The 10924-nt window shown below is 60.5% G+C and carries 11 protein-coding genes; 2 read left to right on the top strand and 9 right to left on the bottom strand.

The features are described from left to right. The 5 genes from ACE3UY_RS00980 to ACE3UY_RS00960 form a co-directional block, all read right to left on the bottom strand. On the bottom strand, positions 1-206 hold a 206-nt coding region (locus ACE3UY_RS00980; protein WP_374685689.1), incomplete at its 3' end, for a ComEC/Rec2 family competence protein. A 210-nt stretch (positions 207-416) separates the two neighbouring features. Continuing rightward, positions 417-1121, bottom strand: coding sequence for a hypothetical protein (locus ACE3UY_RS00975; protein WP_374685688.1), 705 nt, complete (start codon positions 1119-1121; stop codon positions 417-419). Positions 1122-1423: 302 nt separating this feature from the next. Beyond that, complete coding sequence (locus ACE3UY_RS00970) at positions 1424-2023, bottom strand: hypothetical protein (protein ID WP_374685687.1); 600 nt, start codon at positions 2021-2023, stop codon at positions 1424-1426. A 141-nt stretch (positions 2024-2164) separates the two neighbouring features. After that, positions 2165-2551 carry an iron chaperone gene (locus ACE3UY_RS00965; RefSeq protein WP_374685690.1) on the bottom strand — a complete coding sequence of 129 codons (387 nt, stop codon included), beginning with the start codon at positions 2549-2551 and terminating at the stop codon, positions 2165-2167. Between the two features lie 145 nt (positions 2552-2696). Then, positions 2697-3095 (bottom strand): OsmC family protein, encoded by a 399-nt coding sequence (locus tag ACE3UY_RS00960; protein ID WP_374685686.1) that lies wholly within the window; start codon positions 3093-3095, stop codon positions 2697-2699. 322 nt (positions 3096-3417) lie between these two features. Between ACE3UY_RS00960 and ACE3UY_RS00955 the strand changes: the two genes are divergently transcribed. Beyond that, positions 3418-4332, top strand: a complete 915-nt coding sequence (locus ACE3UY_RS00955; protein ID WP_374685685.1) for a hypothetical protein — start codon at positions 3418-3420, stop codon at positions 4330-4332. A gap of 245 nt (positions 4333-4577) precedes the next feature. Then, on the top strand, positions 4578-5291 hold the full coding sequence (locus tag ACE3UY_RS00950; RefSeq protein ID WP_374685684.1) for a response regulator transcription factor: 714 nt from the start codon (positions 4578-4580) through the stop codon (positions 5289-5291). 102 nt (positions 5292-5393) lie between these two features. On the opposite strand, the gene ACE3UY_RS00945 is transcribed toward ACE3UY_RS00950, so the two are convergent. From ACE3UY_RS00945 to ACE3UY_RS00930, 4 genes are all read right to left on the bottom strand, one after another. Continuing rightward, complete coding sequence (locus ACE3UY_RS00945; RefSeq protein ID WP_374685683.1) at positions 5394-5882, bottom strand: hypothetical protein; 489 nt, start codon at positions 5880-5882, stop codon at positions 5394-5396. Between the two features lie 10 nt (positions 5883-5892). Then, positions 5893-6423, bottom strand: a complete 531-nt coding sequence (gene coaD, locus ACE3UY_RS00940; protein ID WP_374685682.1) for a pantetheine-phosphate adenylyltransferase — start codon at positions 6421-6423, stop codon at positions 5893-5895. Positions 6424-6483: 60 nt separating this feature from the next. After that, positions 6484-9099: an ATP-dependent DNA helicase RecG gene (recG, locus tag ACE3UY_RS00935; protein WP_374685681.1), complete on the bottom strand. Its 2616-nt coding sequence runs from the start codon at positions 9097-9099 to the stop codon at positions 6484-6486. Between the two features lie 83 nt (positions 9100-9182). Then, positions 9183-10805, bottom strand: coding sequence for a DAK2 domain-containing protein (locus ACE3UY_RS00930; RefSeq protein ID WP_374685680.1), 1623 nt, complete (start codon positions 10803-10805; stop codon positions 9183-9185). Positions 10806-10924: the final 119 nt, after the last annotated feature.

Here is a 10924-nt window from a genome sequence, read left to right as displayed (position 1 = left end):
GCGGTTAGAGGGGGTGTCAACCAGCGAGAAGACCGACTACTCGAAGACATTGGGGATAGCTTGCCCATGACCGTCGCCCGCACCACCGACGGCGCGGCCCCCACCAGAACGGCGTAGAGCGCCAGCAGGAGTATGATGACCAGCGTCGCCGGCCGGCGCGGCAGGAATGCCCACGTCAGCCGGTCAAGTAGGCCGATGATGATCACGATGTTGAAGCCCCAGATTACAAAGCAAAATGGATGTTTATTTCCTGCTTGAGGGACAATTGGCCCGTTATTAAGAACCTTCGTCGTGGAACGCCGGCACCGGTTTCGTCAACTAGAATAGTCGGTCTTTAAATGATAAGAAACGGCGCAGAGATTGAAATGATCAAGGTAATACGCGCATCTGATACTCTGTAAGGTGTTGGCGTTCCATTAACTTTCGTGTTTCAGTAATGCAAGCAGGGTCTTGGCTGTTTGGGCAAGGAACTCATCGTGGTCTATCCAAGAGCCATACAGCGTTCGGAGCAGCAATGGCAAAGGCAATGACAGGTCTTGTTCTAGGAACTGAAGGGGGCTTCTTGCTTTGATGCCCGGTCTTTCTACTACTGGCTCCCATGCACCCTGCGGCCAAAGCATACCCTGATATCCATGCGTCTTGAAAACTAACTCTTCGAGTGCGGATTGATGTACAAGTATGGTGCTAAAGTCAGTCGTTATAAAGAATTCCCATCCACCCTGAATTGCTTGGCAGATTTGCATGGAATCAGCTTCATGACCTAGTAAACTGCGCACCCGTTGTAGGAGTTGAGGTGAAATTGGCTTAGATTCAGCCTTGAATTTCTCCAAGAAGTTCTCGAATAGAGTGCTGGCAATATCGTCAAGAAAAGACTCCTTTTCACGAGCAGGCGTTCCCGTAGCGCGGAATCTGGAAATCTCCTGCAAAGTAGTCTCAGACGTTCCAAACTCAAGTTCCCATTGATCATTCAAGTCAAGTAAATGATAGAGAGCAACATATTCTGCTGCCCAACGAAATATCGGCGTCTTAACATCCCGATCGCACACGCTGCCGCCTTGTTCAACTTGTAGCAAGGGGTATGTGTCGTTAAGAATACAAGTGTCAAAATACAGTCGATACATCTCTGTTTGTCGAGAAGTTGCACATGCCGCACTATATAGAGTACTCCAGAGTAGAGTCTACATTTCAATGCGTACAAGCGAATTGTCGGGGTTTAGGCGCGGTACGTCAAATGAGATTTGGCGCTGATTGTATCGCCTTAGCCAGAGTCATGGTCTGCACCTAGATTTCAGACCAAACGGGATGTGGAGGCTAGGGTCTTTGGTGCCCTCTACACTATTTGTGGATGCAGGCGATCTGACAACTACCTCTGACCGCCCTATACATGAGTTGGACATGCTCTCTTGGGTAGGTCAGATCAGTTTTACTTTGCATCCACATTACTACTCAAATTTCGTGCTCCTGCCTCGGAAGTACCGCCTCGAGGTGCAACAAGTGAAAGATACTCTGCTTTGAGTGTATTTGTAGTGGCAGTAATGTACTCGGCGAATTCCTGAGGAAATCGAAAGCGGTCAAGATACTTCTTACGCTCAATGCCATGTTTCGAATAGATCGGCCATACCTGAGCGTGCACAACGAAGTTCACCATGTGGGATGGGACGATGGAACTGTCAATTAGGTGAAAGTTCTCCTTGATAATCTCTACTATTGCTATTGTATTTGGAATCATCACCGTCTCTTTCAGTTCGCGCAGAAACTCCGGCGGAACATCCTTAGCATAGACTCCTGTGTCAGGATCGTATGTAATCTTCAAGATACCTTTGTTGATCGAAAGCAGTGCGGAAATAGGGCCGTAGAACTCGGTAAGCTGACGTTCAAGATATTCAATACGCTTGCGGGTTTTTATCTCGTCCTGAAGCACCTGGGCTGCCTGACGCCTAGAAATGTAGTTTGTTACGAATAGCGAGATTATTGTGACAATCTGGGTAACAATGATGATTGTTATCTGACTCTCAATGTTCACGGCTATCAACATCCTCCTGAGCTAACCATTCATTCCGCAGATTGTGTAACTAGCATTTAAAAAATCGTTCCGAGAGAAAAGCCACCATGCAAACCAAGTCAAACAACCATTCTGCCCCCGCCCTGCCGCCACGAACGCACACTATTTCTTTCTCTTTTTCGCTTCCGCCGCCTCCCTACTCTCCTCCACCCGAAACCTCACGATCTCCCGGATCAACTCAAACGGCATCGGCTCGCTCAACGGAAACTGGATCGAGCCTTTGCCGGCCTTATAGCCGGATATTTCTTTCTGGAAATGTTCCGTTCCCGTCGGCGTCGGGTAGAAGCCGATGTGCTTTTTGAAGGCGGCGAAGTAAACCAGGTTGCCGTTCAGCACGAACGTCGGCATCTGGTACTTGATCGTCTCCCGCGCCTCCGGGGCTTCCTCCCGAATCGTCGCCCTGATCTGTTGCAGGATCGCCTGAACGTCCGGCGAGAAGCCGGCGATGTACTCGTCGATGGTCTTCGGTGTTGGTTGATTGGTATCCATCATTACTCCTTACTACGGTGTAAAGAAAGAGGAACACAGAGGGCGGACACAGAGAGACACAGAGAAGCGTATCGCTTACTCCGTGGAACGCTGTGGCCGATGCAGACATCGGTTCTCAGTGTCTCTCTGTGTTCCTCTTAATTCTCTACTCCACCAAGGTCACAGCCGTCCCCACTCGCAACGTGTTTTGAACCTCCGCCATCCGGTCAGTGTGCCGCATCAGCTCGCGGATTTCATCGTCGCCGGCCTGAGATGTGATGTGGGCGCGGTAGGTGACGTTGGTAGCCGGCTCACCTTCGGCCCCGAAATCCCCCTCCACCTCCACTTCGACGCGCTCGACCTGGATGCCGCGCTTGGCTGCCTCGCGGTAGATGTCGTTGCAGTAACAGGTCGCCAGGGCCAGGAACAACAACTCGCCCCCGTTGACGCTGGAACCAAACCCCGTTGCCCTGGGTGGGATGGTCAGACTGTGGACGTTGTCGTTGGTAGACAGCGTGACGTGATGTTGCCCTTCCCTGTTTTCCACGCGGGACGTGATTTTCATCTTGACATCTCTCCTGTGGCTCCGCAATGCCACACGTTGAGCTGGATAGAGAGCGGTCGGTGTTGGCAGGCGGGTGGCTCAGTCTGGGATTCTCAAAGCTAGGCCCAGTATAAGGGTGGCGGTTGACCTGTCAATAGAAGAATGGGGTGCTCATTCCCACCAGCGAAAATCAGCGGCGTATCTGCATCCATCAACGTCCCATTCTTCACGCCCGCCAGGACTATATCCACGCCCCAAAAATTCTATCGCCGGTCTATTGAAACCGTGTCGCGACGGGCCTTATCCTTGCCGCGTTCTATCTCTTAGTGGAAGGAGTACTGTCATGCAAGAGGTAACCGTCAACACGCCCAAGGGCAAGGGCGAACAGGTGGCGCGGCTGGCCCTGGAGATAGGCATCGCCGAGGCATCCGTCTCGTCAGCCTACACCTATGGCCCTGACCGGGAGCAGGACGTGGTCTCCATTGAGGTTTCCGCGCCAGAAGCGGCCGAGTTCATTCAGAAAGTCATGTCCGCTCCCTTCTACAACCCGGCCGACTTCACCATCGTGGCCGACGAGGTGATGGCCGTCATCTCCAGCGAGCCGCCGGAACTGGTCACCCGGCCGATGAAGATCTCGTCCACCTCCATCCTGCAGGACTTGTGGATGCAGAACCACGTCAACGCCGCCTATCTGGGGCGGGCTATCGTCTCTTCCCTGCTCGTGGCCTACGGCCTGATGGAGGCTGACATGACCATCCTCATCATCGCCTTGCTCTTCACCCCCTTCCTGACGCAAGACCTAGCCGTCGCCTTCGGCGGCTGGATGCGCGACTGGCAGTTGGCGCGGCGCGGCGCGCTGATTATGGGCCTGAGCACGCTCATCGCCATCCTGGCCGGCGTGCTGGTCGCCGTTGCCATGGATGGGCCGATGAAGTACGACCAGTTCGGCACGCTGCAATCGAATTTCATCATCTCCCTGCTGGTCGGTGTGGTGGCCGGGCTGGACACGGCCGACGAGGCGGGACGGCGTGAGTTCATCGCCGTGGCCGGCGCGGCCCAGTTCACCTCCTTTCCCGTCTGGTTCGGCATCGCCCTGATCCAGGGCTTTCCCGACGGCCAGACAACCGCATGGCGCATCGCCACCTTCTTCGTCAACATCGCCACCATTCTGGTCGCCGCGCTGGCGACCTACATCGCGTTGCGCTGCCAGCCGGACATCATCGCGCGCTATCTTCGGTCGGCGCGTAGCCAGAATTAGCTATTCTGACCGCTGTCAAGAGAACATTCCGTGAAAAGACGTTGAGTTGTATGAAAAGCGCTTGAGTCCGCGCGCCGTGTCTGTTAGAATGTCTGTGGGGGCTGGGATAGGAGGATTAGGGCAAGGGTTGGGAAGGCAAGTCTTTGTAGGAACGCAGTCACCAACGGAGCCTACCTGGTAGTCACATGACAACGGCGATTCCTGCTAACTCAATCAGTACCGTTAAGAGTTACGGGTTAGCTGGCATGACATCCAGTTTTGACGAGAGCGCCTATCGCATCCTTGTTCTGGACGACAATCACTCCTTGTTGCGTCTGGTCTCTACCGCGTTACAGAAAGCCGGTTTCCAGGTATCCACGTCTACGTCGGGCGAGGAAGGGCTGGAACACATCCACCGCCAAGGGCTGCCCCATCTCGCCCTGGTGGACATCGAGATGCCCTACGGCATGAACGGCTTTCAGTTTTGCGAGAGCGTCCTGGAATTCTCCGACTTGCCGATCATCATGCTGACGGCCATCAATGAAGACGAGACGATTATCCAGACCATCGACCAGTTCGCCGAAGACTACATCACCAAGCCGTTCAATCCGGGGGAACTGGTGGCGCGGGTGCGCCGCGTCTTGCGCCGCATTGGTGACTTCGCCTACACGCTGACGGCCGAGACCACGGTCGATGAGAATCTGTCCGTCAACTTCCCCGCTCAGCAAGTGCGCGTGAACGGCGAGACCATCAGTCTGACCCCCACGGAAACCAAGCTACTCTACATCCTGATGCGCAATGCCGGCCAGACCGTGACGACCGACTTCATCCTGCGCCGGCTCTGGCCGCTGGAGACCGTCTACGAAGACCGGCTGCGCGTCTACATCCATCGGCTGCGCAGCAAGATCGAGCGCCAGCCCGGCTCGCCGCGCTACATCACTTCGCAGCGGGGTGTGGGCTACAGCTTCGCCCGGAATTAAGAGGCTCACGCAAAGAGCGCAAAGAATACCAAGAACGCAAAGAAGATCTTTTCTTCCTTCGCGTTCTTGGAAAGCTTTGCGCTCTTTGCGTGAGCTTTCTTTTCAGCCGTTGTATTCGGCTTCGCCGACGGCCTGCCGGGCGGCCTGCTGTTCGGCCTGGACTTTAGCCAAACCGTTATGCACGACGGTGAGCGTCCGCTCCAGGTCTTCCTGTAGCTTGTTCAGCACTTCCACGATGTAGACGTCGGCGTCCTGGCGCAGCGCCTCGGCGTCACGGCGGGCGCGCTCGACGATGTTCTCCGCGCGGTGTTGCGCCGCGTTGACGATGGCGTCGCGCTTCACCAACTCATTCGCCTCTTGCCGGGAGAGTTCGCGGATGCGCTCGGCCTCTTCTTTGGCCTGGGCCAGAATGCGCTCTTTCTCAGCCTCGATGCGGTTGGCGCGCTTGATCTCCTCCGGCACGGCCACGCGCATCTGGTCGAGCAAGCTATAGACCTTCTCCTCATTGACCAGTATGTACGCGCTGAGGGGCACGCGCGTGCTCTCGTTCAGGGCCTGTTCCAGGCGGTCGACCAGATGTTGAATGTCCATACGTACTCACCTAATCACGAAGCGGCAGCGCGCCGGAGAACAAGTTGGGGTCGTCGGCGCGGAAACGGGCGTTGAGACTGTGGACGACGTTGGGCGGAACCATGCTCGATACGTCGCCGCCCAGCGAGGCGATCTCGCGCACGGTACTGCTGCTGACGAAGGAGTTTTCCTCCCGCGTCATCAGACTGACGGTCTCGATCTGCGGCGCGAGCCGCTGGTTGGCCAGCGCCGAGCGGAACTCGAACTCGAAGTCGGAGAAGACGCGCAGGCCGCGAATGATGACGCGGGCCTCGATCTGCTGGGCGAAGTTCACCAGCAGCCCGGTGAAGGGCATAATGGTGATGTTGCCGGGGCCGTCCAGCGCTTCACGGATCATCGCCACGCGCTCGTCAATCGAAAACAGAACCGATTTGGTGGGCCGCCGGTGGTCATAGACGGCGACGTACAACTCCTCGAACAGGTTGGCCGCCCGGAGCATCAAATCGAGATGACCATAATGAACGGGGTCAAACGTTCCGGGGTAGACGGCTCGTATTTGCAAATCTTTCCCTCCTTCTATCGCTTCGCCCGCCCACAGACGGGGCATAGCGTCTGAATCGATCTAGCTGGGGTCGGCCGCCTCCGCCCAAAACGCATCCAGTCGTTGCCGCAGCAAGCGATGCTCCGGCTGCTCCAGTTGCGGGTCGGCGGCGAACAATGCGGCCGCCTCCTCCTGGGCCATCTTGAGTACCGCCACATCGTGCAAGAGCGAGGCCAGCCGCAATTCCGGCAACCCGCTCTGTCGCCGGCCGAAAAACTCGCCCGGCCCGCGCAACTCCAGGTCGCGCTCGGCCAGTACAAAGCCGTCGTTCGTCGCCTCCAGCGCGGCCAGGCGCTGCTCAGCCTCGTTGCTCACGTCCTCGGCGATGAGGATGCAGTAGGACTGGTGCTCGCCCCGCCCCACCCGGCCGCGGAACTGGTGCAGCTGGGCCAGGCCAAAGCGGTCGGCCCCCTCGATGACGATGACCGTGCTGTTGGGCACGTCCACGCCAACCTCGATGACCGACGTCGCCACCAGTACGTCCGTCTCGTGCCCGGCAAAGGCGCGCATGGCCGACTCCTTATCGTCGGAGCGCAATCGCCCGTGCACCAGGCCGAGTCGCCGGTCGGGAAAGACCTGGGTGCTCAGCCGGCCGAACTCCTCCACCGCGGCGCGCGCGTCTATGGTGTCGGACTCTTCGACCAGTGGATAGATGATGTAAGCCTGTCGTCCCTCGGCCGTCTGGCGGCGGACGAAGCTGTAGGCCCGTTCGCGCTCCGAAGCGCGCAGCCAGCGGGTCTTGATCTCCTGGCGGCCGGGCGGCATCTCATCCAGCACCGACAGATCGAGATCGCCGTAGAGCGACAGGGCCAGCGTGCGCGGGATGGGCGTGGCCGACATGATCAGCAAGTGCGGGCTGATGGCATCCTCGCCAGCGCGCGGCCCCTTTTCGCGCAACGCCGCGCGCTGATCCACACCGAAGCGGTGCTGCTCATCCACGATAGCCATACCCAGTTGTTTGAACGTGACCGCCGGCTGGATGAGGGCGTGGGTGCCAATGGCGATGTGGATGCTGCCGTCGGCCAGGCCGGCCAGGATAGGCGGGCGCTCGGCGGCCGGCGTGTTGCCGGTCAATAGAGCAACGCGCAAACCCAGCGGCTCCAGCAACCGCCGCAGGCCGCGGTAGTGCTGTTCGGCCAGAATCTCGGTCGGGGCCATCAGCGCCGCCTGCGCCCCGGCCCAGGCGGCCGCGACCATGGCCGCCGCGGCCACAACCGTCTTGCCCGAGCCGACGTCGCCTTGCAGCAGCCGGTTCATCGGCCGCGACTGGGCCAGATCGGCCCGTATCTCCTCGACGACGCGCTGCTGGGCGGCAGTCAGTTGGTAGGGCAGCGCGTCGGTAAAGGCGGCGTACTGTTCATCGCTGATCGCCAGCGGCAAGCCGGGATGGGCCAGCCAGTCGCGCCGCTGGCGCTGGACGCCCAGTTGCAGCAGGAACAACTCGTCAAAGGCCAACCGCTGCCGCGCCCGGCGCATGGCCTCCTGACTGTCGGGGAAGTGCATCTGCTGAAGAGCGAAAGGCAATGAGTAAAGCTCGCGCCGCTTGCGGATGGGAGCCGGCAGCGGGTCGGGGGCGCGCGGAGCCCACTCCTTCACCGTGCGCTGCATGATCTCGCGCATCTTGGCGGCATTCAGTCCCTCGGTCAGCGGGTAGATGGGGACGATACGCCTCGTGCGCAGCGGCTCCAGTTCCACCGGCTCCCACTCCGGTGAGTTGAACAGCAGCCGGCCAAGGTACATCTCCACCTTGCCGCTCAGCACGATCTGCATGCCGGCCGGCAACTGGTCGAGCAACCACGGCTGGTTAAACCAGGTGGCCTGCACCGTGCCTGTGCCGTCGTTGACGATGCACTCTATGATGGGCTGGTTCGTGCGCGTGCGCCGCGACCGCGTCTGCCAGATAGTACCGATGACCGTGACTTGCTCGCCGTAGCGCAACTTGCTGATGGGGCGCAGCAGGGTGTAGTCGTCGTAGCGGCGCGGGAAAAGGTGTAGCAGTTCCCAGATGGTGGACGCGCCCAATCGCTCCAGCTTCTCGGCGATCTTGGGGCCGACGCCCTTGAGCATGGTGACGCGCTGGGCCAGGCCGCGCGGGTCGGGTTCCAGGGGCGGCCGGTCGGGTTCGTGGGCCTCGTCCACTTCGGGCAGCGGCGGCGCGGCCTCTTCCTCCACCTCTTCCAGCTCCGGCTCAGCCGCGGCCTCGACCGTCGCGGTGACGGGCGGGCGGGCCGGGGCCGGCTCCACCGGGGCGACCGGTGGCAGGGTCGCCTTTGCGGGTGGCGGAGGAGCCGGTTTGGCGGCGGGGGGCGGCGTGGGCTTGGCAGCGGGCGGAGGTGTAGGCTTGGCCGGCGGCGCGGCCGGAACGGGCGGCGCTTCGAGATGGCGCGCCCGGCGGCGCTGAATGCCAGCCAGCAGCGAATCGATGGCCCGCGCCCGCGCCTCCGCGCCCGACAGGCGGTTGTACTCCATCAGGACATCCGATACCTGTTCCGCCAGGCCCAGATCGGCCTCGTCTACGGCCTCCTCGCGCGCCTGCGTCACCCAGAAAACAGCAAACTGCCGGATGCCGCCGACAACCGCCTTGTTCTGATAGCCTTGTTGTTTCTCTAACTCGAGCACCCGCTCGAGTCGCTTCAATGCTCGCTCCATATGGTTAGTTGGCTCCCATTCGCATCCGTCCGGATCGGGCCGCCGCCAGGACGGGGCCGCCACCGACGCCGCTACTCGGCGCCGAGAATGTAGAAATAGTGCGCCTGCCCCCCCGCCACAACCTCGACCTCAACGTCGGGGTAGCGCCGGCGAATGTGGTCGGCCACCTCGGTCGCGCCCTCGACGGTCGCGTTCGCGCCGTAGTAGACCGTGACCAGGCCGCACTCGTCCACGTTCAGCCGCTCCAGTAGTTCATCCAGCACGACCCGCTCGTCCGTCCCGGAACTGCACAGGCGGCCATCGACCAGACCGATGATCGAACCTTCTTTGACCGTCACGCCGTCCAGCTCGACCGAACGGGTAGCGCGGGTCATCTCGCCGGTGTGTACCAGGGACAGCGCCCGTTCCATCGTCGTGGCGTTGACCGACACTTCCGCGTCGGGGTTCAGCGCCAGCAGCGCGGTGATGCCCTGGGGGACGGAACGGCTAGGGACGACGGCGACCTGCTTGGCGCTGAGATCGCGGGCCGCCTCGGCGGCCAGGATGATGTTCTTGTTGTTGGGCAGGACGATGACTTTATCTGTCGGCAGTTGCTCGATGGCCTGGAAGATCTCCTCGGTGCTGGGGTTATTGGTCTGGCCGCCGTTAACGACATAGGCCGCGCCCAGACTGCGGAAAATGCCAGCCAGTCCTGCCCCGCCGGCCACAGCGACCACTGCCACCTGCCCCGGTTGGACGGACGGCGCCGGAGCAACGGCCGGCGCGGCGGCGTGGACTATTTCCTCCATCTGCTCCTGCATATTCTCAACGACGACGTCCATGATCTGCCCCAGACCGATGCCATAGCTCAACGGCTGGCCGGGGTCTTTAACGTGCACGTGCACCTTGATGGCGTTCTCATCGCCCACCACAACCGTCGAGTCGCCCATGGCGTCGATGCGCGCCCGCACCTCGGCCACGTTGAGGTTGCGGCCGGTCAGGATGAATTGCACGTCGTAGGGGAACTCCAGTTCGCCGCCTTCCGGCACGGCGTGCGCCTGGGCCGGCAGCGGCGCGGCGGGTTGGGCGGGCAGGGCAACAGGCGCCGGCTCGGCGGTCGGCCCATTGAGCGGCAGCCGGCCGTCGGTGTAACGAAGCATGCCTTGCAAGATATAGACCAACCCTTGCCCGCCCGAATCAACCACGCCCGCCTGACGCAAGATGGGCAGCAGGTCGGGCGTTCGCTCCAACGCCTGCTGGCAGCGCTCGATGACGCGCTCCAGCATGAAGCGCAAGTCGTCGCTTTTGCGGGCGGCATCGGTCGCCTCAGCCGCGCCCTCGCGGATGACCGTCAGGATCGTTCCCTCGACCGGCCGCATGACCCCCTTGTAGGCCGTGTCGGAGGCGCTTTGCAGCGCGTGGGCGAGGTCGATGGTGCTAAAGGTTTCCTTGCCGCTCAGACCGGCGGCCAACCCGCGCCAAATCTGACTCAGGATGACGCCCGAATTGCCGCGCGCGCCCATCAGCGCCCCTTGCGCCAACTGGGCAGCGACCTTGCCAACGTAGCGCTCCTCGCTGGCCTCGACGCGCGCGTAGGCCGAACGCATGGTCAGCAGCATATTCGTGCCGGTGTCGCCGTCGGGGACGGGGAACACGTTCAACGAGTTGACGTGGTCGCGGTTCTGCTCTAGCCAGATCAGACCGGCGCGGGCCATCTTTCGCAGTTGCGGCCCGTTACAGTGGAGCCATTTCTCGCTGGTGGCAGACGGGGCTGCCAGAGTATTGGGTGCTGTGGACAAAATATCTCTCTTCCTCCGCGAAACCGCCGGCGGCT

It is taken from the genome of Promineifilum sp. (SeqCode), from assembly GCF_041918635.1.
GTDB lineage: Bacteria > Chloroflexota > Anaerolineae > Promineifilales > Promineifilaceae > Promineifilum.
The sequence above is the reverse complement of the archived record's forward strand: the minus strand, read 5'-3'. Positions and strand labels throughout refer to the sequence as shown.